The organism is Agrobacterium vitis (assembly GCF_014926405.1).
Taxonomy (GTDB): Bacteria; Pseudomonadota; Alphaproteobacteria; order Rhizobiales; family Rhizobiaceae; genus Allorhizobium; species Allorhizobium vitis_H.
On sequence record NZ_JACXXJ020000004.1, the window covers coordinates 269,690 to 295,891 of the forward strand.

Consider the following 26,202-nt stretch of genomic DNA (forward strand, 5'->3'; position numbering starts at 1 on the left):
GGTAACAGATATGTCCATCACCAAGATCATCCAATCCACTCTGGCATCCACCTTGCTTCTGATTGCCGCCACCAGTGCAGCCTATGCCGAAGAAGGCGTGTTGCGCATTGGCACAGAAGGTGACGCACCGCTATTCAGCATGGCCGATGCAAACGGCAACGTCACCGGCTTTGATGCCGACATTGCCAATGGCATTTGTGCCGAACTGAAGGTCAAGTGCAAATTCGTTGTTCAGGCGTTCAGTTCTCTCATTCCATCAATGGACAGTGACCGTTTTGACGTGATCATTTCTGGCCTCGGCATTACGCCAGAGCGGGCAAAGAAAATCGACTACTCCATTCCCTATGCAACCACACCGCTTTATTTTGTCGTTCCCAAAAGCTCACCTCTTGCCGGATTGAAGAGCCTTGCCGAGATAGAAAAGTCATTGGCTGGCAAGAGTGTTGGCGTTGTGACCGGCACAACTTACGCAAAATTCATTGAAAAGCGGATTCCGGGCGCTGATCTAAAGACCTATGATGCGACCACCCAGCAAACTGCCGATCTGGCCAGTGGCCGCCTTGATGCCGCCTTCGGCGATTCCCCAACCTGGATGGATTTTCTAGCCAGCGCCGACGGTGCCAATTTTACCAAGATCGATGTCAAGATCATGTCCATGGATGATCCTGATGTTCTCGGTCACGGCATGGGCGTTGGCATGCGCAAGGGCAATAGCGAACTGAAAACCAAGGTTGACGCTGCCCTGTGCAAGATGGTGACAGACGGCAAGGTCAAGGACGCCTCGATGAATTGGTTCAAGGACGATTATACCATCCCCTGCAAGAAGTGATCTCTCTTTTGACACGGCACATTCTGAGCAAAATCAGGATGTGCCGTCGGGGTGGTATGCATGTTGAATGATATTTGGGAGTTGCTGATTGGCAAAGGGTGGGCGCTCGCCCTTTTGCGGGGTGGTGCTGTGACCATTGCCATCGGCTTGCTCGGTATGCTGCTGGGGCTTGTTATTGCCACACCATTGGCGCTGTTGCGCTGGCGGCGGGTGGTTGTGATCTCGCAGCTGATTGATGCCTACAGCGTCATTGTCCGTGGTGTGCCCGGGCTTCTGGTGATCTATCTGCTGTTTTTCGGCTCTGTTGACTGGGTGCGGGCGTTCACATCCATGTTTGGCTATCAAAACACTGCCGAAAACGCTTATCCGATGATCATCGGCGTGATTGCGATTGCGGCAATCTCGTGCGCCTATTCCATTGAGGTCATCAGGGGCGCACTTCAATCGGTTCCTGTCGGTCTTATCGAGGCTGCGCACTCGCTGGCCTTGCCGGGCAAGGTGACGTTCTTTCGGGTGATTTTTCCGCTCGCGCTCAGGCTTGCGCTGGGTGGTCTCAACAATGTCTGGCAAATGACAATCAAGGATACCTCGCTGATCTCCGTGATCGGATTGCAGGAATTGATGCGCGCAGCCGCCATCGCCGCAGGTATCACACGCTCACCGTTGCTGTTTTACGGTGTCGCCGCCCTGTTGTTTTTCACCCTGACGGGTGTGAGCCAGGCGATGTTTGCTCGCGCCGAGCGCTATCTCAATCGCGGGTTCAACGGGTGCTGACATGGACATCAATATCATCACCTATGCTGTACCCTTTCTTCTCACCGGTGCCAAAACGACCCTGCTGATTGCCGTGTTCGGCATTGGGTTTGGTCTGCCGTTTGGGGTCTTGCTTGCTTTGGGTCGCGGCTCGCACAATCATGTCCTTCGCCGCACCTGTGACTTCTACTGCGCCATCTTTCGTGGCACGCCCATGCTGGTGCAGATTTTTGTGATTTACTACGGACTGGCGCAGATCAGTTTCGTGCGCCAGAACCCCATCCTCTGGTGGATGATTGGCAATGGGTTACATGCGGCCATTCTCGCCGTCATCCTCAACACCTGCGCCTACACCGCCGAAATCTTCCGCTCAGCTCTCCTGTCACTGCCCCGTGGCCTGATTGAAGCTGCCGAAGCCTGTGGCATGTCTGGCTGGCATATCTTCATCCGCGTCAAATTTCCGCTCGCCTTGCGTCAGGCTCTGCCTGCTTACAGCAGCGAAGTGGCGATTATTGTGAAGGAATCCAGCCTTGCCTCCACCATCACCGTGCTGGAAATCACTGGTTACGCCAAGCGATTGATGAGTGAGACCTTTGCCATCATGGACATCTTCATCATCACCGCTGCTTTCTATCTCACCATCAATGTCATTGCCTTGATGGCGCTGAAATTCATCGAGCGGCGACTGTCGTTCAGCCGATAACCATCCTATTGAAAGACCATCCTATGTCCAAGCTGACCTTTATTGACCAGAACAACCTGCCAGAACCACGCAAGGGCCAACCGTTGCCAGACAGACTGGTGGAAGGCGATCCACAGTTTCTGACCTGGGATATTGCCCAGACGACAGACGGTCTGGTGTCCTGCGGCGTATGGGAGGTCACGCCTGGTGCCTATCGCTCGATCAAAGGTGAAACCTTTGAATTCTGTGTCATTCTGTCCGGTGTTTCCGAGCTGATTGAAGATGGATGTGAACCGCGTCGAATTGCTGCGGGTGACTCATTCGTCATGCATCCGGGTTTTACCGGGGTTTGGAAGGTCATCGAAACCACGCGGAAACTCTGGGTCTCTCGCGATTGAGATTGTCTCACGCATTCCTTCCGATCATATGAAACGGAACGACCTTATGACAAACGTGGTTCAGCCATCGATAAAATCTACTCCCTACTGGTGGGATGGTTGCGCATTTCCAACCTTGTCGACCAAGCCGGTGAGCGCCACCTGTGACGTCGCTATTGTTGGCGGTGGCTACACCGGTCTCTCAGCCGCCATCGAGCTTGCGCGGGCCGGCCTGCATGTTCAGCTGTTTGATCGGACATCGCTTGGGCAAGCCGCATCCAGCCGCAACGGCTGGGTGGTGAATCCGAAGAGAATCTATCGTCTTTACAAGGAGATGGACCTGCAACTGCGCAACAAGGTGCCAAAACGGCGCGTCAAAGCAAAGCTGCAATCGCACCGCAGCCACTCGTTCGAACGACGTCTGGGCCATGGATTTCATGCATGACCAACTGGCCACAGGTCGCAAGATCAGGGTTCTCACGGTTGTCGATACCTTCTCGCGCTTCTCTCCGGCGGTAGATGCCCGCTTCAGCTATAAAGGGGAAGACGTCGTGCAGACCCTCGAACGCGTATGCCGGCAGGTCGGTTACCCGGCCACCATTCGGGTGGACAACGGCAGCGAATTCATCTCTCGTAACCTCGATCTCTGGGCCTATCATAGAGGCGTCGTGCTTGACTTCTAGCGGTCGGGCAAGCCGACGGACAACAGCTACATCGAGAGTTTTAATGGCAAGTTCCGGGCAGAGTGCCTGAACGCCCACTGGTTTATGAGCCTTGACGACGCAAGGGCAAAGATGGAGGATTGGCGTAGAGACTATAACGAGTTCCGGCCACACAGCGCGATCGACAACAAGATGCCGATTTCGCTATTGAACGGCTCATCGGCACCCACGCCAACCTGAGCCTTAACCCTGGAAAATTCCAGCTCCCGCTGGCCCAAAACCGGGGTGCACTTCAGAGGCGAGTGCCAACAGGTGTCATACCTGGGCTGCATCCTTCGTCTGCCGCGCCAGCCGCCGGAGACGTTCACCATCAAAATCTTCACGTAACGAAATCCCCGATGGCATCGTAAACCTCCCGTTTGCGACAGAGGTTCAGATTCACCGCGTTTTGGGAAGGCCAAAGAGTGGAAATCAGTGAGGCTGCATCTAAGCCGACGTCAGCCAGAAATTCCACTTATCCTAGCCGTGCAGATTTTCAGAGCCAGCTCTCATCAGTTACGTCGGTTGTTACCAAAAGCGATCTTCTGCGCCGTTCCGTTTGGCCATCTTGTCCACCGCGTTGCACGAAACCGACTCACATGGATGGACCAACGGATGCAAAATATTGTTCAGGTTGCCGGCATTATTGATAGCGAAGAGGCGAAGCTCTGCTTTGAAAACGGCGCGGACTGGATCGGATTTCCTCTGCGCCTGCCGTCGGGAAAAAACGATATTTCTGAAGCTGACTCTACGACCATCGTCAAAGGCCTCAAGGCACCGCAGCGCGCGGTTCTAATCAGCTACATGACGACCGCCGACGAGATATCGCAATTTTGCGACCAGCTCGGTCTGGATGCGGTGCAGATTCATGGCGATATTCCGATGGCGGAGCTTGCCAAGCTGCGTTCCGATCGGCCGGATCTTTACCTACTCAAAAGTTTGGTTGTGTCCTCCGACAACCTGCCGGAGCTGCGCAAATTGATCGATGACAGCGCCGAGTATGTCGATATGTATATCACCGACACGTTCGATCCGAAAACCGGTGCGAAGGGCGCAACCGGCTTGACTCATGACTGGAATGTGAGCGCGGAATTGGCCCGCTACTCCCCCAAGCCCTTGATGATGGCGGGCGGTCTATCGCCGGACAATGTGTATGACGCGATCCTTGCGGTGCGCCCAGCAGCAGTGGATGCGCATTCCTTGTTGGAAGGAGTGGACAAGCGAAAATGTGCGGAAAAGGTGCGGGTCTTCTGTGCCGAAGCCAAAAGGGCATTTTCCGAACTTTCGCTCCAGGTTACCCAGTAGAGCGCCGCCATGCCTTTGATCGAACTTCCCCAAACGCAGAGGTTGCGGGCGCTCCATGCAGAGATGCGCCGCGCGACCGCCCCCCGCGAGACTTTCGTCGCCAACGCCAATTGCGTGATCCGCAATGTGCTGGAGCTTTGTCTTGACCAGTTGCCCTACTGTGATCGATCGGTGCAAACCCCTGTCGGGGCGACCTATCTGGGTGCCGAGCTGGATGAGCCCCTTTGCGCCGTTTCGATTGTGCGCGCGGGAGAAAGCATGGAATTCGAATTGTCCAAGATGCTGCCCGCCATCCCTATCGGCAAGATCCTGATCCAGCGCGACAAGATCACCAAACAACCAAGACTATTTTACAGCGCGCTGCCCGAAGATATCGCACAGCGCCATGTGATTATGATGGAGCCCATGCTGGCGACGGGTGGCTCAGCGCTGATGGCTATCTCGGAATTGCTGAAGAAGGGCGTGCAGGAAAAGCATGTCGTCTTTGCCAATATTCTCGCCTCCCCTGAAGGGATCAAGCGTGTCAGCGCGCGCTATCCCCATGTGACCATCGTGAGTTCATCGATCGAGCAGCAACTAAACCAGGAGGCGTTCATGATCCCGGGGATTGGAGATTTCGGGGATCGTTATTTCGGCACAATCAGTTCTGGAGGGCAAAATGGACAACAAGTCGAGGCAGCGGTTTGATCTGTTAATCACGGCGTTGGTTCCGCTCGTTTGGGGCAGCACCTATCTCGTGACAACCCAATTCCTGCCGCCCGGTATTCCGCTGACCGCGGCCGTTTTACGCGCTTTGCCCGCAGGGCTTATTCTGGTGTTGCTGCAAAGGAAAATGTTGCAGGGCCACTGGTGGTGGCGCGCGGCCCTTCTGGGGGTGCTGAATATTGGTGCTTTCTTTTACTTCTTGTTTCTGGCGGCTTATCATCTGCCCGGCGGGATTGCGGCGCTGCTGATGTCGATTCAGCCGGTTATCGTTCTCATTTACAGCGCGATTCTATTTCGCAACCCGGTGCGCGCAACGCAGATTCTGGCGTGCCTTTGCGCGGCGGTTGGGGTGGCGCTTGTCGCGCTGCGCTCCGATGTCATGCTCAATACCCAAGGGGTGACTGCGGGTCTGGCCGGGGCATTCTCGATGGCGACGGGGATGGTACTGGCCAAGAAATTCGGTCGTCCCGACAATATGTCGCTGCTGGCGCTGACCGGCTGGCAGCTGACCTTTGGCGGCTTGGCTCTGGTGCCCTTCGCGTTGATGACCGAGTCCTTTCCCGAAACGCTCACGCTGCGGAATATCGGCGGACTGAGCTATCTCAGCCTGCTGGGGGCGCTCGTGACCTATGCGCTTTGGTTTAGGGGAATCGCACGTCTGCCTGCCTTGACCGTGTCGTTTCTTTCGCTTCTCAGCCCGCTGACAGCGGCCATTTTGGGGGCGATATTCCTGGGCCAGACACTGACTTGGATTCAGTTTGGCGGCGGTATGCTGGTCCTGGTTTCGGTCTATCTGTCGCAGCCACAGGTGAGTTTCTTCGGCTTGGGCTCGGCGTTTCGGAAGCAATTATCAAGCAAACCGGCCCAAGGAGGATAATGCAGGTTACTACACCCATGTTGTGTACGTCTTTCACTCGTGAATCTCCAATCAAGAAAAGCAATTTTGATCATGACATGTAATAATGACTCCCCTTATTTATGTGCCGTGCGACCCGAATCGGACGGCAGCTTTGTGATTGAAACGGTACATGACGATGGAACGCATTCCAGTCTTGCTGCGATGCTGCATAAGGTCTCTTTGGCGCGGCCGCAGGATTTAGCGGTGCTCGGAGAGGCTGGGACTGGCTTCGACCTGACCTTCGCCGAGCTGGCGCGCGGCGCCGCGAGTGTGGCGGCGGCCTTGCAGGGGCTGCGGGCTGCGGATGTGGCAGGTATGTTCGTCGAACCGTCGGTATTGATGAGCCTCGCCCTTTGGGGGATCGTCTGGTCCGGGCGCGGCTATGTCCCGCTGGCGCCGGAATACCCGGATGAACGCCTCAGCTACATCATCGAGAGTAGCTGCCTGAAACAGGTGATCGTACAATCGTGCCTGGTCGATCGCCTGCGCGCGATCGCTCCGGCGGATGTTGAAATTCTGCGGATTGAAGAGCTTCTGGCGGGGTTTCGCAGCGACACACGGGCCGCGACAGAGATCGCACCGCTGCCCTCGGGCGGCGACCTGGCCTACGTGATCTATACGTCCGGCTCGACCGGGCGGCCCAAAGGTGTCGAGGTGCCGCGGTCCGCCCTTGTCCACCAGATCTGCTGGCTTGCCGAACAGCTTTATTTAACGCCCGACACGCGTATTCTGCAAAAGACTCCGATCAGCTTTGACGCCGCACAATGGGAAATTCTGGCCCCAGCGGTCGGCGCCTGCACGGTGTGCGGGTCGGTGGGCATCTATCGCGATACTGACGCGCTGATCGCGCGGATGGCGCAGACGCAGGTCACGCATTTGCAGGCCGTGCCGACGCTTCTCAGCGCTTTGTTGCAACACGAAGGCTTTCGGGCGCTCAATGACTTGCGCGCGATTTTCTCGGGCGGGGAAGCCTTGACCCGCAAACTGGCGGGGTCGATTCTTGCCAATATGCCTTGGTTGAAGCTGGTCAATCTTTATGGCCCGACTGAAACCACGATCAATGCCACCGCCTACGAGGTGCGCCCTTATGATCTGATCAATCTCAATCCGGTGGTGTCCATCGGCCATCCTGTAACAGGAATGCGTTGTCACGTCCTGGATGCCGATCTCAAGGCGACGGCAGTCGGCCAAGAGGGCGAGCTGTACATTTCGGGGCCGCAGGTGGCGCGCGGCTATCGAAATGCACCGGAGCAGACAGCCGAGCGGTTCCTGCCATGTCCGTGGGGACAAGACGAACGTATGTACCGAACCGGAGACAAATGTGTTTGGCAGCCTGATGGCACGCTGCATTTTCTGGGGCGCATTGATAACCAGATCAAGCTGCGTGGATACCGTGTCGAGCTTGAGGAAATCGCATCTTCTATCGCTACTAGTCCTTGGGTGAATGCCGCAGCGGTTGTGGTGACCAAGGATGCACGCAGCCAAGAAGACCGGTTAATCGCTTGTATCGAGCTGAATCCGCGTCAGGCAGCTGTGATGGATCAGGACGTGGCCGAAGGCCACCATCTCTCGAAACGGAACAAGCTTCAGGTCAAGGCGCAGCTTTCGAATGTCGGGTTGCGCGCCGAAAGGTCGGACGAACCCGTCGTGCCCTTGGTCGGACGACGCGAGACCGCACAGATGCGCGCCGAGGTGTTCGCCCGCAAAACCTACCGTTTCTTTGATGGCTCGCCGTTGGATTTGCAAGCGCTCACGGCCTTCTTGCAAGATTGGCGGGCGCGGCTTTCGGGCGGCAAGATCGGGGCGTTCAAGCCGCTGACGCTTGAGCGCCTAGGGACCCTTCTGCGCTGGATGGGACAATTTCACAGCGAAGAGCGCTTGTTGCCCAAATACGCCTATGCCTCACCAGGCGCACTTTATGCCACGCAGCTCTACCTGGAAACATGCGGCGTGACAGGGCTGCAAGACGGGCTGCATTATTACGACCCCGCGCAGCATTGCCTGCGTTTTGTCGCCGCCAGCCATCCGCAAAGCGATCTGGACCGGGGCGCGGTGCGGTGCCATTTCGCCGGGCGCCATGCGCCGTTCGAAAGGGTCTATAAAACCAATATCGCAGAGGTCATGAAGATAGAGGCGGGGCATATGCTCGGGGTTCTGGCGCACCAGCTTGCAGCCTTGGGGCAAGGCGTCGCGCCTGCACCTCGCTGCGAGGACCTGATCGCGCGTCTGGACCTGCCCGAAGAGGATCACAATATCGCCGCCTTCGATATCGTGCCGGCGGCACAGCGCTGGATGCCCGAACTGGATGTCTTTTTGCAAGCCCATTCCGCGACGCTGAGCGGGTTGCGGACGGGCACGTATCGCGTTCTCGAGGGGGATCTGACGTGGATCTCCGAGGAGATGATCCGCGAGAACGATGTTATCGCGATCAACCAGTCGATCTTTGCGCGATCCTCCTTTGGCCTTACCTTCGTGGGCCGCGATACGGATGAGACGCGCAACTATATTGGCCTTGGCTTCGCCCAGCATTGCGCGCAGGCCAACGCTGCATTCTTCGGTTTCATGGCGTCGGGCTATAGTTCGCATTCCGATCACCCTCTGCCGGCTGCCAAACGATTCGACCGGATTCTGGCGGGTTGCGGCATCGAAATGGGCCCCAGTTATTTCTCCCTCGGTGGGCGGGTCAGCTCGGCGCAGATCGAAAGCCAGGGCATGAATGAGGATGCGGTCCATATGGACGGGCCCGCAGAGATGATCCGGAGGCAGCTGAAATGCAGCCTGCCCGATTATATGATCCCCAACGATGTGGTGATCTTCGATAAATTGCCGCTTTCGGCCAATGGCAAGATCGACTGCAACGCGATCAAATCTGCGCCGCAATTGCTCGAAGCACTCGCGCCGCGTCCCTATATCGCGCCGGAAGGTCCGACGCAGATCGCTCTAGCATCGCTTTGGGCATCGCTGCTGTCGGTCGGTGAAATTTCGCAAGAGGATGATTTTTTCGCGCTTGGCGGAAACAGCCTTAGGGCGATCGCGCTTTTGCACCGGATCAAACTGACTTTCGGATGCGCGTTGCCGACCCAGGCGATTTTCGAACATACCGTCTTGCGCGTGCTGGCGCAGGAAATCGACAGGGCCCGGATAACCGACGGGACAGATGCGCCGAAGCGCTTAGTAAGACTGAACCAGCAGAACCAGGGACGGCCTATCTTCATCTGGCCCGGACTGGGCGGCTATCCGATGAATTTGCGGGCGCTGGCGCAAGAGCAAGCGCGTCCCGTCTTCGGCATACAGGCCCAAGGGCTGAATGAAGGCGAGACCCCCGCTGCAACGATTGCCGAAATGGCGCGCGACGATATTGCCGAACTTCTGGCCCGCCACCCCGAGGGGCCGGTGACGCTGTGGGGATATTCCTTTGGCGCGCGAGTGGCGTTCGAGGCGGCATGGCAGCTTGAACAGCAGGGGGTCGAAGTCGACCAACTGGTTCTAGTCTGCCCTGGCAATCCCTCGCTTCCGCCCGAGCTTGCCGCGCTCGATCCGACCAACAAGGCTCTCTCGCGCCCACGACAGGCGGTTTTGGGCGACCCATCCTATATGGCGATCCTGCTCTCGGTATTTGCCGGTCAGATTGATATTGCACGAACCCGCCGGATGCTGGCTATTGGCAATAGCGAGCCGGCCTTCCTTGACCATCTTTGCGCGGAACAGCCCGAAATGCCGCGGGAAATGGCAGCGCGGATCATCGGGATCGTCCGCACGACCTACCAGTTCGACTATACATTTGCCGAACTGCTCGGACGCCGGATCAACGCCCCGATGACGGTCATCAAAGCGAAGGGGGATGACTATTCCTTCCTTGAGCAGGCCACTGGCTTTGCTGCCCGCCCCGTGACCACTCTGACCATGCCACAGAACCATTATCAGGTGCTCCAGCGGCCATACGCGGCCGATCTGGCACGCCTCATCCAACACTCGGCCAGCCAGCAGGCTGGTGCGATTACCCCAGCTTTTCAGGATTAGACCTTGCCACATATCGATCTCGCTTATTTCGACCGCCCCCTCAGCGATGCCCAGCGCGCGCGTCTCGATGCTGCTCTGACCCAAGCGCTATGCGAAAGCCTCGACGTGCCGATTTCGGCCATCTCCATCGCGCTGGAGCCCGTCGCGCCAGAGGACTGGAACGCAAAGGTTGCCTTGCCGCGCATCGTGGCAAGCGCTGACAGGTTACTGCGGCGTCCCTGCTACACCTTACCGGAGGTATGAATGAAACAGGTTTCCCTGGATCACGGGCTGACACTGAAGTTCCAGTCCGAAGTAGCGGACGCTTTGGCAGAAGGCCGTCCGGTCGTGGCACTGGAATCCAATGTGATCACCCACGGCTTGCGCTATCCGCAAAATATCGACTGCGTGCAGCGTATGGAAACCGCCGTGCGCGACACGGGGGCGGTCCCGGCCACAATCTTCGTTGACGAGGGAGCCGTCATCTATGGATCGGATGAGCGGCTGCTTGCGCGCTTTGCTACGTCGGAAGGCATTCCCAAAGTTTCCAGTCGCGATCTGCCTTTCGTGCTCGCCAAAGGCGGGACAGGAGCCACGACGGTCGCCTCTTCGCTGGTCTGTGCACAATGGGCAGGCATATCCGTCTTCTCCTCGGCGGGTATTGGCGGGGTCCATCGGGGCGCCACACACAGCATGGATGTGTCGGCAGATCTTATCCAGTTCACCCGAAGCCGTGTCACTACGGTTTGTGCGGGGGCAAAGATGATTTTGGATTTGCCGCTAACGCTGGAGTTTCTGGAGACCCATTCCGTGCCGCTAGTCGGGTATAAATCTGACTATTTCCCCGCTTTCTTCTGCGAATCGAGCGGCTTGAAATGCCCGCAGAGGTTGGATGATCCGGCAGATATCGCGCGTGCGATCATCCTGCATGCGGCCTCGGGCGCTCCAGGCGGGGTGGTGGTTACTGTGCCGCCGCGGCCCGAAGACGCGGTGCCGCTGGAACTCGCCGAAGCCGCCCTCACCACGGCCCTGCAACAGGCGCAATCTGAGAATGTGACGGGCCCGGGCCTGACCAAATTCATCATGCGCGCGCTGGACACGGCCACTCACGGTAAGACCTCGCGCGCCAATGCCGCGGTGCTGGTGAGCACGGCACAAACCGCCGGAGATATCGCCGTAGCACTTGCGGAAATCGCGCCGCAGCGCAACGCGATCTTTCAACCAGTCAACTCATGAAAAGATATATCAGATGATAACGGATCTTACTTTCCAATCTACAGCTTATGGCGCCATTCGCGTCGCCAACCGCCTTGTCATGGCCCCGATGTCGCGCAATCGCGCTACGGTGCAAGGTCATGCGACCGCGCTGATGGCAAAATACTATGGCCAACGGGCAAGCGCTGGTCTGATTGTCAGCGAAGGGATGCATCCCTGTCAGGTCGGGCAAGGGTTCGCAAATGCGCCCGGTCTTTTCACCAATGAACAAGCGGCAAGCTGGAAGCCTGTAACCAAAGCCGTGCATGATAAAGGTGGCAAGATCGTCGCCCAACTCATGCATGCGGGGCGAATCGGGCATCCCGACCTCTATCCGTCCGCGCATCGTTCGATTGCGCCTTCGGCGGTTGCAGCGGCCGGAGAAGCCTATACGCCGGGCGGGATGAAGCCATACCCTCTGCCGCGAGAGATGACGGTGGCCGATATCGAACAGGCCATTGCCGATTACGTCAACGCGGCCAGACTGGCGATTGAAGCGGGGTTCGACGGAATCGAGGTACACGCCGGCAACGGTTTTCTAATCCATCAGTTCCTGTCGCAAAATACTAACCATCGCATTGATCAGTTTGGCGGGCCTGTCGAAAATCGTATTCGTTTCGCCCAGCAGACAATTGCGGCCTGTGCCGAGGCCATCGGGGCAGGCCGCGTGGGGGTAAGGATATCGCCCGCAAACCCCTATAACGACATTGCCGAAGGCGATACGGATGCGATCTATCGCGCATTGGTCCCTAGTTTGTCGTGTGATCTAGCTTATCTTCACATCATGGAAGCCAATAACCGTGACATGACGCAGCAAATCCGCGCCTTGTGGCAGGGGCCGTTCATCCTGAATCCGCATAAAGATACGCGGTCCTGGCCGACCTCTACCGAGGTGATCTCTCCAATCTTGAACGAGAACCTCGCTGATGGCGTGGCGCTCGGAGCATTGTTCCTTGCTAATCCTGATTTGGTTGCCCGTCTGAAGGTAGATGCTGTGCTCAATCTTCCCGACGAGGCGACCTTCTATGGCGGCGATAGCCGTGGCTACACCGACTACCCGACGCTCGATCAGGTTGTCTAGCATTTATGATCTTTGGGCTGCGCCTCCCAGGTCGCTGACTACGGGAGGCCGGAGGAGCAGGGGCGGTCTCGGTCGCCCCACGCAGTCTGGCCCACACGGCTCAGAGCGTGTTTTCATGTCCAAGACGTTGCCGAAGAGTATGAGATTATGAACCTGCTCATTCTAGGCGCGACCGGTATGGTCGGACTCCATTAGGTGAACGCGTCACCGTGATCATATGGAGACGGCTTGCGCGCGTACCCCTTCGCCGTCGCTGACGGCATCGTCCGACCTGCGCTTCGAGGCTCTTGATATTCTGTCGCACCCCGGACGGCTGGAGGCACTTTTCGCCCGTGATGATGTCACGCTGTCCGCGCTTAATCCCAGCATCGGGCAGGAGGGCTTGTTGGTGACCATGACGCACGTGCTTCTACAGCGCCGTGCACCATATATGGCGCACGGCGCTGTAGCGCTTTATATCTGCTGCATAATTTTCACCTTAAATCGATTCCGATTTAAGGAATTATGCATAAAGGCGGTGGGAAAAGCCAAAAAACGCCTCTATCTAACCGGCGGCGCAACGCCGCTTTATTTGGCAGATGGTCGCGGTCATACGGTTTTATCAGTGCCCGGATTTCTGCCCGAGGCTAGGTTTTTCGCCCGATAGCCGAAGCCTGCGACCGGCATGACCATCTTTTGAGCGAGAGCGACGGTATGGACTGGATTTGCTTGCGTCCGGCGGCGCTTCTGACCGAGGAGCGGCGCACCGGACGCTATGCGCTTGGCCGCGATACGCTGATGACCCGGGAGGACGGGGTTTCACTCATCTCTTGTGCCGATTTCGCTGTCGCAATGCTGGACCTTAGAGCTTCGTGCGAAAGCGGGGCAGCGCCTTACGGTCGGATGGTAGGACCAATGCAGAAGCTGCAGCGTCTTCAAGCTTCGATTCCGATGATATGTCCCCCCTTCAGCGCGTTCACCGCGAACGGTGATCATAGCGGCCCCGCATGATGTCGTCGCAGACTGTCGCTTTCCACGCGACGGGCTTTCCTCAGAAGAGCTTCATCGTCTGGGCCATTTCCGCTCCGCGCTTGATCAGAGGCGGTTCGAAGCCGCGCATCTGCTGAAACGTTCCGTTCTTGCGCGACAGCGATGTGCATTTCAGTCTCAGCCACTGCAGCGCTTGGGTCAGGCTAGCCCTGGACCGGATGGCTCCTGTGGGGCTCGATATCGAACAGATGCCCGCCCGGGCTGGGTGGGGCGACGTTCTTCCGAATCTTGCGCCGCTTCCCGCCGGACTGTCGGCGCTGCAATACTGGACCGCCATCGAAGCCACGCTAAAGGCCCAAAGAACGGCCTTTGCCTTGGATCCACGGCTATTGCAGATGTGCGCCAGTGAGGACGGCTTCCAGGCCAGGTCGCCAGAATTCGCTGTGTCGGGAAGCTGGTGTCCTGCCGACGACCATCACCTTATCGCAGTGGCCGGCGGTGGGATCCAGCGCCTTTGGCATATTTCCCGCACCTCCAAAGATCTTGGAATACGGCTCGGGGCTCTGTAGCGCGGTGTTTTGGCCTCTCACCAACATCTGTGAAATCGGTTAGTTTACAAGCGTCTGTCAGCAAATCACTGTTTACATCTGCCGGAGCAGACTTTCATCGAATCAGAAATATGATATTACACAACAAATTTTCGGTTGTATTTAAAAATAAAGATTTTCAAGGAATGCGTTAATGGATCGATTCACCGCGTTGAAAGTATTTTGCGCAGTTATCGAAGCTCGAAGCTTTACTAAAGCTGGAAATAATATTGGACTCTCGCGTCCCGCGATCAGCAAGAATATTCGCGAGCTTGAGGCCCATGTTGGGGTGACCTTGGTCAATCGCACCACGCGCGGTGTCATGCCCAGCGAGACAGGATCGCGATATTACCAGATTGTGAGCGAACTTTTATGGCGTCACGAACAAGCCGATGAAGTTGCCAGCCAGAGCGGGGCAGAGCTTCGTGGGACCTTACGCGTGACCATGCCTGTGACATTGGGACTGCATCTGATCCTTCCGGTCCTTCCGCAGTTCAATGAGGAAAACCCCGAATGTTCGCTGGATCTTTGCCTCAGCGAAGAGAAGCAGCAACTTGTTGAGGGAAATTTCGACGTGGCTGTGCGGGCCAGTCAACGCCTGGAGGATTCGACGCTGATGTCGCGCTGCATCGGCTCGGTGACCTATGCCATATGCGCAGCGCCCAGTTATGTGCAGAAGTCGCAAAGCCTCAAAAGCCCGAAGGATCTAGAGGATCATCAGCTCGTGGTACACGGTGCCAATATCGGCGACCAGAAATGGCGCTTTTCCGCTCAGGGGGAAAGTTGCTATGTTAGCGTCCGTGCTCAGCATAAATCGAATTGTAGCGAGGCGATCAAATCGCTGACCGTGGCAGGTATGGGCATTGCTCGTATCCCGCGCCCCTATGTGTCCCGAGAGCTTGCGGAAGGACGCTTGGTGGAACTGCTCTCCGACTGGACCATGGAACCGCTGACGATATATGCCATGTACCCGCAGAGCAATTTCCTGCCACGGCGCACACGTCTCTTCATCGACTTCATGTCACGTGCCTTGAAAGTGTACTAGGTGTAAGTTTTCAGGATATAGCCGTTGATTATCGGCAGCGTCTGACCCAGTTTGTAACTTCGCCACGATCCACGCTCTACTAGGCAGTGTCGCCATAAACGGGGTTCATCTTGTTTACGGTATGTGATTCAATCTCCTTGAAAGGAGATTGCCATGCGCCGTCATGAATTGAGCGACGAAAAATGGGTGGTCATTGGGCCGGGCTTGTCGCAAATTTTTTCGGTTAACGGTATGTTGACCATCGGAAGAGAAATTCCGCTCCAATTGTTGCGGAGCGTACCGATGGTCTGAATGCCATTACCGAGAAGCTGAAACGCCAATCGAAAGACGATTTCAAGGGACGACATTTTGAGGCGTGGCTGATCGTGCAGGCGGTTGCCTGGTATTTGCGTTATCCGCTCAGCTATCGCGATTTGGAGGAAATGTTCCGGGAACGCGGTTTCGAGATTGACCATAGCATGATCAACCGCTGGGTTCTGGCCTACGCACCGATGATCGAGAAGCGATTACGTCAGTTTCGTCGGCCACATTGCGGCTCGGTTCGCGTCGATGAGACCTACGTCAAGATCCGCGGCAAGTGGCGATACGTGTATCACGCAATCGACAAGCACGGAAATCCCGTCGACTTCCTGCTGACGGCAAAGCGCGATCTTGATGCCGCCAATACGTTTCCGTCGGCGATCAAAACATCGGTCGATAGCGGGCTGTTGCATCCAGATCCTGTGCACTATGCCACCAAGCATCTCCAACAAGGCATCGAAAGCGATCACTCCCGGCTGAAGAAGAACATGCCGAAGATCGGCGGGGTCCAGTCATTCAACACTGCGCGGCGAACCATCGCGGGTTTCGAGGCGATGCTGTGGTTGAGGAAAGGCTTCGGCTTTTTCGGCGGCTGGATCGTCAACGACCAGAACGATCTGCTTGCGCGCCTCTTCGGACTGCAAAAGGTTAACAAAGTATAAATGCACACCGTTTAGGGGATAATCGAGGCCCACGAAAATCTTTGCGACAAGCCCCGGGCCGTTCCACATATGATTCAGACCCAGTCTTCGGTGCTGTTTCATAAGCCTGTAGAAGCTGGCACTTTCAGCGTCATCAAAAGATGACCTTCTTGTGTAAGGCTGGCAACTGCACTGCCATGATGCAGTTCGAGGGCTTTGCGCGTAATGGCAAGGCCAAGCTCGTGACCCTTCGCGGTTTCACCTATTTCGGATCGGGAAAACGGGAGAAAGATCCTCTCCAGATCGCAAGCGGGAACGCCGGGGCCATTGTCTGTGACGCTGATCGACAGGACATCCCGAAACGCCTGCGCCGTCACGGCAACGGTCGAATCGTCCGTTGTAAATTTGACTGCGTTTCGAACCACATTCTCTATGGCCCGGTAGATGAGTTCTCCGTTCAATGTTGCGATAAAACTGTCGCAGCCGCTATAGGTCACATCGACCCCCCGATCCTGCCCTTCAAAGCAGGCGTCATCGACAATCCGGGTTATCAGATCAATGAGATCAATGGTCTGGCGTTCTGGCGGTGCATGTTCCGGCGAGCTTATGCGTGCCAGCGTCAGGATCTCGTCGACAAGGGCGTCGAGCCGCATGACTTCCCGCCCCATACGCGAGGCGATCATATCGATGCGGCCCGGATTCTTGTCCAGCATGCCCAAAACGGCCTGTAATCTCGAGAGTGGCGAGCGGAGTTCATGGGAGACATCATGAAAGAGCCGTTGTTGCGCTTCCTGCAACTCCTGCAAGCGTGCCGCTGTCACATCGAAATCCATTGCCAGCGCCGTGATTTCATCCTGGCCTTTGCCGAAATTGCCGCCGATTCTGGTGTGAAAATCGCCTTTCGCCAAAGCACTGAGCCCATTCCTGAGCTTGGCGACCGGACCGACCAGATAGCGTGTGATCCAAAGGGCCGATAACGTACTGGCAATAACTGTGGCGATCCAGGGCAAAGCATCTGGAAGCGCGTCCTCAATGAAATTATAATGTCTGAGTTGACTGGAAAGACGGAAACAAGCGCCGTCGTGATGGCGGTAAATGGTCAGGGTCTCGTCGTTACCCGTTGCGCATTGAAGATTCGGCACGGGCGAAATACTAACAATCACCGGATTTGCGAAAGTGACCCACGCCTGTGCAAACTTACCGGCCTCGACCAAGCCTTTTTGCTCAAGCACTTCCCCTATGGTCTGCAAGACAAACGAGATGCGTTCTTGCTGCCTCTCGCTTTTCAGCGGAAACAGATGGAAGACCCTATCCAGTGAAATGATGCCGACGATGGACACGGTCATCGCCAGCCAGACGAAAATGAAGAATTTTCGGAAAAGCCTTGTCATCAAACATCCTGGATGAGTTGATAGCCTTGTCCGCGAACGGATTGGATCCAGGACTGCCCGTCCTCGCGTCGGCCCAGTTTCTGCCGCACGCTGCTGATGTGGACGTCGATACGCCGGTCAAAGGCGACGAGCGGACGGCCAAATGCCTGCTTTGAGATAAACTGCCTTGAAATCAGCTGTCCCGCATTGCGCACCAAGACTTCAAGCAGGATAAATTCCGTTCCTGTCAGTTCAAACGGCAGGCCTCGCCATTCCGCAGTTCTGTTGGCCGGGTTCAGAACCAGATCGCCGGATCGTAATTGCTCAGTCTCGACATCCTTGTCTGGTCCAACGCGCCTGAGGATAGCGCGTAGCCGGGCCACAAGCTCACCGGATGAACAGGGTTTCGCCACATAATCATCGGCACCCAGGTTGAGGCCGGAAATGCGGTCTACGTCATCGCCACGGGCGGTGAGCATGAGGACGGGGACCTCGCTGACACGGCGTATCCGTTGCAGAACATCAATTCCGTTCATTTGCGGCATCATGATATCAAGGACGACCATATCGATCCTGCGGGCAGCGATCTCGGCCAGTCCCTGCTTGCCATTGACCACTGCAAATACCGTGAAACCCTCCCCCGTCAGGTACTCACTCAGAATCGTGGTCAGCTCCGTGTCATCGTCAATCAAGAGGACATTGGTCATCGATCTGGTCTGCCATTGAACTTATAAAGGACAGGATAAACCGGCCGCACGGCTAGCAAGTGTTATTTTACCCAATTTTACACATCCCTGACGGCACTTAACATTCACATCTTTAAAGATCGGTTCGGACGATTGCGAAACCAGGGCCGGATCTGATGACGCCAGCACATGACAATGCACTTCAAACGAACAATAAGCTGCATGGCAAATGGTGGCTCAGTCTGATTGTCGTACCCTTGTCGGCCTGCGTGGCGGTGACCCAGTCAAATGTGGACATTTCCAAATTGGCAGACCGCTGGCATGCGACGTTGCCGCATTCGGGCAGCACCGCACAGCTGGTTGATTGGTGGAACACCTTTAATGATCCTGCCCTCTCAGAGCTTTTGCGCACCGCCGAAGCCAACAGCCCCACCCTTGAATCCGCAGTTGCCGAGATTGAAGAAGCCCGCGCCACCTTGGCCTCATCAAAGGCGGACTATTTCCCATCCCTGACCGGCTCTGGATCCTATGACCGTTCTGGAACGCGGGGATCAAGAGCCAGCCGTGTTTCCCCCTCCACCACGGGCACCGGAGAGCTGGATGCCTCGTGGGAGCTGGATTTTTTCGGCAAGACGCGCAACACCGTCGAGGCCGCCCGCCAGCGCGTGGCTGAAGAAACGGCAGACTGGTATGACGCGCGCGTAACGCTTGCCGCTGAGGTTGCCGATGATTACGTGCAATACAAGGGATGTCGGCAGTTGCAGGGCATTTATGCAGCCGAGCTGGTTTCGCAACAACAGACGGTCAAGGCAACAGAGGTTTCCACCGCATCCGGATTGAAATCGAGTTCCGATCTGGCCCTGATCAAAGCAAGTGCCGCGAGCACGTCTTCGTCCCTGAAGTCACAGGTGGCGGATTGCGAGGTTCTGATCAAATCGATTACCGAACTCGTTGCTGTTGATGAAGGCAAAGTGCGCGATATTCTCAATAAAAGCTCGTCGAAAATACCGCGCCCTGCGAAACTGTCCGTTGATGCAATACCGGCCAATGTTATCCGGCAAAGACCGGATGTGAACGCGCTGGAAAAAGAAGCGGCCGCCTCGCTTGCGGATGTCGCAACCGCCAAAGCCGATCTTTACCCAAGCTTTTCTCTGAGCGGCACGCTGACGGCGAGCCATTCGACATCCAGCGGCACAAGCTTGCCGTGGTCGTTTGGGCCGGCGGTTTCTATTCCGATTTTTGACGGCGGATCGCTTCGCGCCACCGTCAAATACAAGGAAGCGGCCTATAAGGCGGCCATTGCCAGTTACAAGTCCGGTGTTCTGACCGCCATCAATGCCGTGGAAACGGCGATGGTGAATGTCGATAGCACAGAGCGTCAGATTGGTGATGCTGTGGTCGCGGCAAAGAACTATCGGGCGTATTTCAAAGCCATAGACACCAATTGGAAAGCGGGCGGGGCAAGTGTTCTCGACCGCGAAGATGCGCGCCGCGAGTTGCAGGCCGCCGAGTTAACGCTTGTCGAAAATCAACGCGATGCCGTGCGTGATTGGATCGCTCTTTACAAGGCGATGGGCGGCGGCTGGACCCCGAATGCAACGGGCGGCGTGATGGCAAGTGACGTAGATGCCAAAGGAGTAAAACAGTGAGTTCAGTTTTCCGCCGTGCGAGGTTGGTTGTTGTGTCGGTGGCGTGTCTTGGCGTGCCATCCATGGGCTTTTCCAAGACCGATCAAACGCAAACCACGCAGTCTGCGGCGCTGACAGTGTCCGTTACCACACCACAAACATTGCAATGGGCAGACACGATTGCGGTCAGCGGCTGGTTGGCGGCGTGGCAGGAAGCAATCGTTGCCGCAGAAACGGGCTCTTTAAAGATCACGGATATTCTGGTTGATATCGGCTCTGTGGTGCAGAAGGGCGATGTGCTGGCGCGGCTGTCGGATGCAAGCGCCATCGCCGATGTGCACAAGCAGGAAGCCGCTGTAGCCTCTGCCAAGGCCACGCTTGCCAAAGCAAGAGCCGATAGCGTGCGGGCAAAAAAGGTTACTGGTTCTGGCGCGCTGTCGGATCAGGACACCCTTGGCTATTACATCACCGAACAGACAGACGCAGCCGATCTCGCGTCTGATGAAGCCTCGCTTGAATCAAGCAAGATCACGCTTTCGCAGACAACGATAACAGCACCCGACAGCGGCATCGTTTCATCGCGTTCCGCCGATCTTGGCAATGTGGTTTCAGCCGGAACAGAGCTGTTTCGCCTCGTGCGCCAAGGGCGCGTTGAGTGGCAGGCTGAAGTTCCGTCCTATCAGCTGCCCCGCATCCATCCCGGAGCCAAGGCCACCATCCATGATCAATCGGGCCATGATCAATCAGGCAAGAGTTTTGAAGGAACCGTCCGCCTTGTCAGCCCGATTGTGAGCAATGACACGGGACGCGGCACGATCTATGTGACGCTTCCGAATGATCCCGATATCCGGGTTGGTCTCTACGAATCCGGCACCATTGAGCTTGCCGTCACGCCCGCGCTCACCCTGCCCGAAACCGCTTTGGTTTACAGTGACGGCATCAATTACGTCTTCAGGGTCAACGCTGATAACCGGGTTACGCGCTTGCGCGTGGACGTTGGCCGACGCAATGGCGGTCGGGTTGAAATCCTTTCAGGGATTGAGGCTCACGCACAGATTGTGGAAGCAGGCGGCTCCTTCCTGTCCGACAATGATCTCGTGCTTGTGAAGGCTGCCACCAAATGAATATTTCAGCTTTTTCCATCCGCAATCCGGTTCCAGCCATTCTTCTGTTTGCACTCATGACCGTTTGTGGCTTGATTGCCTTCGAGAAACTCAAGGTTCAGCAGTTTCCAGACATGGACCTGCCGACAATCAAGATCAGCGCGACACTGGATGGCACCGCGCCATCGCAACTTGAAACCGAAGTTGCCCGCAAGATCGAAGACAAGCTGGCAACCCTCAACAAGCTGGATCACATCACCACGACCATTACCGACGGCTCGGTATCGATCAGCGTATCCTTCAGTCTGGAAAAAGATGGGGAGCAAGCGCTGAACGAGGTTCGCAATGCGGTGGATAGCGTCACCGATCTGCCATCGGCGATGCAGACACCCAGCGTATCGCGCGTCACGGTGCAATCGTCGGTGTTGCAGACCTATGCCGTGCGATCATCAAAGCTGAATGAAACGGAACTGTCGTGGTTCGTTGACAATGATATGACCAAAGCCTTGCTGAAAGCCCAAGGCGTCGGAGAGGTTGATCGTTTTGGCGGCGTGGACCGGGAAATTCATGTCGATATCAACCCGGACTTGCTGACAGCATTTGGTGTGACGGCGGCGGATGTGTCATCCCAACTGAAATTGGTGCAGGAAAATGCCTCCGGCGGGCGTGGAGATTTGAACGGGCTGCATCAGACGGTGCGGACATTGGGGGCCGTCAATTCCGTCAAAGACATTGCCGCGCTTTCAATTCCGTTCTCCAATGGGAAAAGTGTGCGTCTCGACCAGATCGCCAAGGTCACTGACGGCTTTTCCGAACGTTCGTCGCTTGCTTATATGGGGCAAACGCCGGTGATCGCCGTTGAGGTCAAGCGCAGCAACGGCTATTCCGATACGGGTGTGGCCACCGACCTGACGCGGGTGATGGCAGAATTTGCAGCCGAGCATCCCGAAGTCGAAATTGTGCAGGCCTACACAACGGTTCAGCCAACAATCGACAATTATGAAGCGTCGATGCACATGCTGTATGAGGGAGCGGCGCTGGCGATCGTCGTGGTGTTTCTCTTCTTGCGCGATTTTCGCGCAACCCTTCTTTCTGCTGTGGCTTTGCCGCTGTCCATCATTCCCACATTCCTTGTGATCTATCTCGCGAATTTCAGCCTCAATACGATTTCGCTGCTTTCGATTTCGCTGGTGGTCGGGATTCTCGTTGACGATGCCATCGTTGAGGTTGAAAACATCGAGCGACATCTGCGCATGGGCAAAAAACCCTTTGATGCCGCCATGGAGGCCGCCGACGAGATCGGCCTTGCGGTGATTGCAACCACATTCACGCTGGTTGCTGTTTTTCTGCCAACCGCGTTTATGGCCGGTATTCCCGGGTTGATCTTCAAGCAGTTTGGCGTGACCGCCGCCGTCGCGGTGCTGGCATCGCTGATGGTTGCCCGTTTTCTGACGCCGATGATGGCTGCCTATATGATGAAGGCGACGCCAAAAGTGGAAGTGGATGGGGTCATCATGAAGACCTATCTCTCCATTGTGCGCGCATGTCTGCGCCACCGCTTTCTGACCAGTCTTGGCATTATCGTCTTTCTTGTCGTGTCACTTTCGGCCGTGTCTCTGCTGAAGACCGGGTTCTTTCCGGCCTCTGACAACGCGCAGACGCAGGTGACATTGACAATGCCGCCGGGATCAGAGCTTTCCGACACGGAAGCCATGTCGCTTAAAGCCGTGAAACTGATTTCCGGACTTGAGAATATAAAGCGCGTGTTCACCGTCGTCGGCTCCTCCACAAGTGGTGGCGGCGCGGATAGCAGCACAACCAGCGACGTGACAACCGCCACATTGGTGGTTGATCTTACCCCAATCGATGATCGAAAGCTGAAGCAATCGGAAATCGAGCAGCAGATGCGCAATGCCCTGCAGCAGCTTGCTGGTGTGCGTGTCGAAGTCGGCAACGGCGGCAATGGCACCGAGCTTCAGTTGACGCTGGCAAGCGATGATCCGATCCTTCTCGATCAGACCGCTGCTGTTGTGGGAGAACAGTTGCATGGCTTGAAAGGCATTGGCGGCATTACATCCAGCGCGGCCAGACAGGCCCCGGAAATCCAAATCACCCCGAATTTTGCCCGTGCGGCGGCTTTGGGCATCACCTCGGATACGATTGCCGACGTTGTGCGCGTGGCAACCGATGGCGACTATTCCACATCACGGTCCAAGTTCAACCTTCCACAGCGGCAGATCGATATCCGTGTTCGGCTCGATCCGAAATATATTCGCAACCTTGATGCCATCTCGCAACTGCAACTCTCCGGGACAAACGGAAAAGTGTCCCTCGGCGCGATTGCCGGAATTCGGATCGGGGGCAGCCCCTCGGAGATTGATCGGATTGATCGGTCTCGCAACATTACCTTCACCATTCAGTTGAATGGCCGTGCCTTGGGAGATATCAACAAGGAGGCGATGACGCTGCCGGGATTGAGCCACCTACCGCCGGGCGTGCATGTCGTTCAGCAAGGTGAGCTTGAGCGGATGTCGGAATTGTTCACCAGCTTTGCCTTGGCGATGGGCATCGGTATCTTCTGCATTTATGCCGTGCTGGTCTTGCTGTTCCACGATTTCATGCAGCCGGCGACGATCCTGATGGCACTTCCCCTCTCCCTTGGCGGCGCACTCTTTCCGTTGATTGCCACGGGCACGAGTTTCTCCATGCCTGCGGTCATCGGCCTGTTGATGTTGATGGGCATTGTCAGCAAAAACTCGATCCTGCTGGTGGAATATGCCATCATGGCGCGACGCAATGGCATGAACCGCTACGAGGCGCTGATCGATGCCTGCCACAAACGCGCCCGACCCATCGTGATGACAACAATTGCCATGGGTGCTGGCATGGCCCCCGTTGCGTTGAGCCTCAGCGGTGGAGATACGAGTTTTCGTCAACCCATGTCCATCGTTGTGATTGGCGGCTTGCTCACGTCTACCGTTCTGAGCCTGCTGGTGATCCCCGTTATTTTCACCTTTGTTGATGACCTGCTTGGCCTTGTCAAACGGCCCTTTGTGAAGAGCCAAAAGGATATTGCTGATGGGGAATCCGTGAACGGCTGATGGTTTCGATTAAGTTGATTGGCTGTGTCCTGGTACTCTAACGTAGGTGAGCGACAACGACAGATGCTTGTGTTGCCAAGTTTGATAGGAGTTGCAAGCTCGCGGTCAGCAGTACTTGCGCCCCTGCGGCAGAATCCGCAGGCTTTACATACTCTTCTTCGTTATGGCTCAATCCATCTCGGCATGGGGTGAAAATCATCGCAGAGGGTGCGACACGATTGATGAAGAGTGCATCGTGAAAAGCACCGGACACCATGGATTTATGGGCAAAACCAGCCTTAACAACAGCACCCTCTAGTATGGTAACCAGATGATCCGTGAAACGCGCTGGAGCCATATCGAAGAGCAGTTCCATTTCGAGACCACATCCATTCTCCACGGCATGATCCTGCAAGACCTTGCGTATCTTCGCTTCAATCAGATCCAGTTGCTCAACATTGGGGTGGCGAATATCCAGCGAAAACGTCACCGCTGCCGGAATGGCATTGATGGCCCCCGGCTCCAGCGAGAACCGGCCGACTGTCAGGCGTGAATGGGCATCTTGCGGCATGATGTCATTATAGAGCATGTTCAAGCCGGAGACGGCGGCGCGCATGGGGTCTTTGCGGTAGGACAGTGCTGTGGTGCCTGCATGGGCAGTCTGGCCCGAGATGGTCACCTGAAGCCAGCGGGTGCCCTGAATGCCCGTGACGATGCCGATGGGCAGACCCTCTTTTTCCAAGGATGGGCCTTGCTCGATATGCACTTCAAGATAAGCAAACACCGGGAAGCCCAGCGGCCTCATGGCAGCGCCTTGCAAATCAGCAAGCGTTGCTGCCAAGTCATCGGAAAACAGCGCGCCATCCGTTGCCCGCGCTGTATGCCATGCGGCGGGAATGGCACCCTGCGAAAATGCCATGGACCCCATGCATCCTGGTGAAAAACGGCAGCCTTCTTCATTGGTGAAGGCAACGACTTCCACTGTGCGTTCTGTCTCTATGCCGTGGTCTTCCAATGTTTCCAAAACTTCGAAGGCGCAGAGTGTACCCAGCGCACCATCAAACCGCCCGCCAGAGGGCTGGCTGTCGAGATGGCTGCCGATCAGCAGCGGCGGCAAATCCGGATTCTGGCCCTCGCGGCGCAGGAACAGGTTGGCGATCGGATCTTGATAGACGGAAAATCCACGCGCCCGGCCGAGATAGGCCAGCAATTGCCGCGCCTGACGATCAAGCGCCGTCAGGGCCTGCCGATTAACACCGCCTTTGGGCGTTGCGCCAATCGCGGCAAATTGGTCCAATCGGGCCAAAAGCCGCTCGCCATTGACCTCTAACAGTCCTTCACCCGCCTTCGCCATGGTATTTACGCCTTCAAGCCAGGCTGGGCCGACGCCACGAAAGCTTTGACCCGTTCGATATCGACCGGATTCCACCAGACATCGCCATGTTTGAGTGATGAAGCGACGATAACCCCGTTGGTGCGTTTCAGGATCTCGACGATATTGTCCTTGGAAACACCCGAACCAACCAAAAGGGGTAGATGCGTCGCCGCTCCGATCTCTTCAATCTCCTCCATGGTCGCGGAATTGCCGGTGCGCTGGCCGGTGGCAATCACCGCATCGGCATCGAAAAACGCAAGGTCACGGGTCAATTCCTGAATGGTGCGGTCGGCAGTGATGGCGTGGGCGCCGTGCTTGACGTGGCTGTCGGCAAACACCTTGATATGTTCGGCCCGCAGCATGGAACGGTAGCGCATGGCCTCCGCCGCCCGTCCCTCCATGAAGCCTTCATTGGCGACATAGGCATTGGCCCATTGGTTGACCCGCACGAATTTTGCCCCGCCCGCCATGGCAATGGCAAAGGCCGGAATGGGTGCATTGGCCAGGACATTGATGCCCAGTGGCACGCCAACCGCACGGCAAATGCGGTCGGTCACCACACTCATGAAGGCAGATGTTTCCGGTCCGATGTCATCCGGCTTGGAAAAGGGAATGTCGCCGTGGTTTTCAATGATCAGCCCATGCATGCCGCCTTCGATCAGGGCCTCGGCATCAAGCATGCAGGCATCGTAAATCTCTGTCATGCTCGCGCCGCGATAGCGCGGCGCACCGGGAAAGGCCGGGCAATGGATCATGCCGATCAGCGCCTTGTCGCGCCCGAAAATTTCTCGCATAGTGCTTGATGTGTTGTCGGATATATCCAGCATTTCTCAT

Annotated in this window: 23 protein-coding genes and 2 pseudogenes; 21 read left to right on the plus strand and 4 right to left on the minus strand. The window is 56.5% G+C overall.

Features of this window, described 5'->3' with window-relative positions:
- Positions 1-10 precede the first annotated feature (10 nt).
- The 18 genes and pseudogenes from IEI95_RS09755 to IEI95_RS09840 all read left to right on the plus strand — a co-directional run bounded on the left by IEI95_RS09755 (position 11) and on the right by IEI95_RS09840 (position 16,147).
- Complete coding sequence (locus IEI95_RS09755) at positions 11-829, plus strand: transporter substrate-binding domain-containing protein (RefSeq protein WP_156534845.1); 819 nt, start codon at positions 11-13, stop codon at positions 827-829.
- Between the two features lie 60 nt (positions 830-889).
- Entirely contained in the window at positions 890-1,603 is a 714-nt protein-coding gene (locus tag IEI95_RS09760; RefSeq protein WP_156534843.1) for an ABC transporter permease subunit, read from the plus strand.
- A 1-nt stretch (position 1,604) separates the two neighbouring features.
- Positions 1,605-2,285, plus strand: coding sequence for an ABC transporter permease subunit (locus IEI95_RS09765; protein ID WP_156534841.1), 681 nt, complete (start codon positions 1,605-1,607; stop codon positions 2,283-2,285).
- Between the two features lie 23 nt (positions 2,286-2,308).
- On the plus strand, positions 2,309-2,662 hold the full coding sequence (locus tag IEI95_RS09770; protein ID WP_156534839.1) for a cupin domain-containing protein: 354 nt from the start codon (positions 2,309-2,311) through the stop codon (positions 2,660-2,662).
- A 46-nt stretch (positions 2,663-2,708) separates the two neighbouring features.
- A pseudogene (locus IEI95_RS09775) lies at positions 2,709-2,912 on the plus strand (FAD-dependent oxidoreductase); the annotation flags it as partial.
- A gap of 12 nt (positions 2,913-2,924) precedes the next feature.
- Positions 2,925-3,543: pseudogene (locus tag IEI95_RS09780) on the plus strand (IS3 family transposase); the annotation flags it as partial.
- A gap of 414 nt (positions 3,544-3,957) precedes the next feature.
- Positions 3,958-4,647 (plus strand): phosphoribosylanthranilate isomerase, encoded by a 690-nt coding sequence (locus IEI95_RS09785; RefSeq protein ID WP_156534837.1) that lies wholly within the window; start codon positions 3,958-3,960, stop codon positions 4,645-4,647.
- A 9-nt stretch (positions 4,648-4,656) separates the two neighbouring features.
- The gene (gene upp / locus IEI95_RS09790; protein ID WP_194416368.1) at positions 4,657-5,334 is read left to right on the plus strand and encodes a uracil phosphoribosyltransferase; all 678 of its coding nucleotides are present in this window, start codon (positions 4,657-4,659) and stop codon (positions 5,332-5,334) included.
- A complete protein-coding gene (locus IEI95_RS09795) occupies positions 5,306-6,229 on the plus strand; it encodes an EamA family transporter (protein WP_156534835.1) in 924 nt (307 codons plus the stop codon). Before upp ends, IEI95_RS09795 begins: the two co-directional genes overlap by 29 nt.
- Positions 6,230-6,364: 135 nt before the next feature.
- On the plus strand, positions 6,365-10,270 hold the full coding sequence (locus tag IEI95_RS09800; RefSeq protein WP_194416369.1) for an amino acid adenylation domain-containing protein: 3,906 nt from the start codon (positions 6,365-6,367) through the stop codon (positions 10,268-10,270).
- Between the two features lie 3 nt (positions 10,271-10,273).
- A complete protein-coding gene (locus tag IEI95_RS09805) occupies positions 10,274-10,513 on the plus strand; it encodes a tautomerase family protein (protein WP_071205531.1) in 240 nt (79 codons plus the stop codon).
- The gene (locus IEI95_RS09810; protein WP_071205528.1) at positions 10,514-11,485 is read left to right on the plus strand and encodes a pseudouridine-5'-phosphate glycosidase; all 972 of its coding nucleotides are present in this window, start codon (positions 10,514-10,516) and stop codon (positions 11,483-11,485) included.
- A gap of 13 nt (positions 11,486-11,498) precedes the next feature.
- The gene (locus IEI95_RS09815; protein WP_156534830.1) at positions 11,499-12,584 is read left to right on the plus strand and encodes an alkene reductase; all 1,086 of its coding nucleotides are present in this window, start codon (positions 11,499-11,501) and stop codon (positions 12,582-12,584) included.
- A 217-nt stretch (positions 12,585-12,801) separates the two neighbouring features.
- Entirely contained in the window at positions 12,802-13,230 is a 429-nt protein-coding gene (locus tag IEI95_RS09820) for a hypothetical protein (RefSeq protein ID WP_156534828.1), read from the plus strand.
- 541 nt (positions 13,231-13,771) lie between these two features.
- Positions 13,772-14,122 (plus strand): hypothetical protein, encoded by a 351-nt coding sequence (locus tag IEI95_RS09825; protein ID WP_156534824.1) that lies wholly within the window; start codon positions 13,772-13,774, stop codon positions 14,120-14,122.
- A 172-nt stretch (positions 14,123-14,294) separates the two neighbouring features.
- Positions 14,295-15,185, plus strand: a complete 891-nt coding sequence (locus IEI95_RS09830; protein ID WP_156534822.1) for a LysR family transcriptional regulator — start codon at positions 14,295-14,297, stop codon at positions 15,183-15,185.
- A 153-nt stretch (positions 15,186-15,338) separates the two neighbouring features.
- On the plus strand, positions 15,339-15,476 hold the full coding sequence (locus tag IEI95_RS09835; RefSeq protein WP_156534820.1) for a hypothetical protein: 138 nt from the start codon (positions 15,339-15,341) through the stop codon (positions 15,474-15,476).
- Entirely contained in the window at positions 15,473-16,147 is a 675-nt protein-coding gene (locus tag IEI95_RS09840) for an IS6 family transposase (RefSeq protein ID WP_156534818.1), read from the plus strand. The genes IEI95_RS09835 and IEI95_RS09840 overlap by 4 nt, the downstream gene beginning before the upstream one ends.
- A gap of 98 nt (positions 16,148-16,245) precedes the next feature.
- Here IEI95_RS09840 and IEI95_RS09845 read toward each other — a convergent pair whose 3' ends face one another.
- Together IEI95_RS09845 and IEI95_RS09850 are read right to left on the minus strand one after the other, a co-directional pair.
- Positions 16,246-17,517 (minus strand): HAMP domain-containing sensor histidine kinase, encoded by a 1,272-nt coding sequence (locus IEI95_RS09845; RefSeq protein ID WP_194416370.1) that lies wholly within the window; start codon positions 17,515-17,517, stop codon positions 16,246-16,248.
- Complete coding sequence (locus IEI95_RS09850) at positions 17,517-18,203, minus strand: response regulator transcription factor (RefSeq protein ID WP_156534814.1); 687 nt, start codon at positions 18,201-18,203, stop codon at positions 17,517-17,519. The genes IEI95_RS09845 and IEI95_RS09850 overlap by 1 nt, the downstream gene beginning before the upstream one ends.
- Before the next feature lie 155 nt (positions 18,204-18,358).
- Between IEI95_RS09850 and IEI95_RS09855 the strand changes: the two genes are divergently transcribed.
- From IEI95_RS09855 to IEI95_RS09865, 3 genes are all read left to right on the plus strand, one after another.
- Positions 18,359-19,831: an efflux transporter outer membrane subunit gene (locus tag IEI95_RS09855; RefSeq protein WP_156534812.1), complete on the plus strand. Its 1,473-nt coding sequence runs from the start codon at positions 18,359-18,361 to the stop codon at positions 19,829-19,831.
- A 62-nt stretch (positions 19,832-19,893) separates the two neighbouring features.
- Complete coding sequence (locus tag IEI95_RS09860; RefSeq protein ID WP_156534918.1) at positions 19,894-20,934, plus strand: efflux RND transporter periplasmic adaptor subunit; 1,041 nt, start codon at positions 19,894-19,896, stop codon at positions 20,932-20,934.
- A complete protein-coding gene (locus tag IEI95_RS09865; RefSeq protein WP_156534810.1) occupies positions 20,931-24,014 on the plus strand; it encodes an efflux RND transporter permease subunit in 3,084 nt (1,027 codons plus the stop codon). The genes IEI95_RS09860 and IEI95_RS09865 overlap by 4 nt, the downstream gene beginning before the upstream one ends.
- Before the next feature lie 37 nt (positions 24,015-24,051).
- On the opposite strand, the gene IEI95_RS09870 is transcribed toward IEI95_RS09865, so the two are convergent.
- Together IEI95_RS09870 and IEI95_RS09875 are read right to left on the minus strand one after the other, a co-directional pair.
- Positions 24,052-25,347 (minus strand): Zn-dependent hydrolase, encoded by a 1,296-nt coding sequence (locus tag IEI95_RS09870; protein WP_156534808.1) that lies wholly within the window; start codon positions 25,345-25,347, stop codon positions 24,052-24,054.
- Positions 25,348-25,352: 5 nt separating this feature from the next.
- Complete coding sequence (locus tag IEI95_RS09875) at positions 25,353-26,195, minus strand: BtpA/SgcQ family protein (protein WP_156534806.1); 843 nt, start codon at positions 26,193-26,195, stop codon at positions 25,353-25,355.
- Positions 26,196-26,202 lie beyond the last annotated feature (7 nt).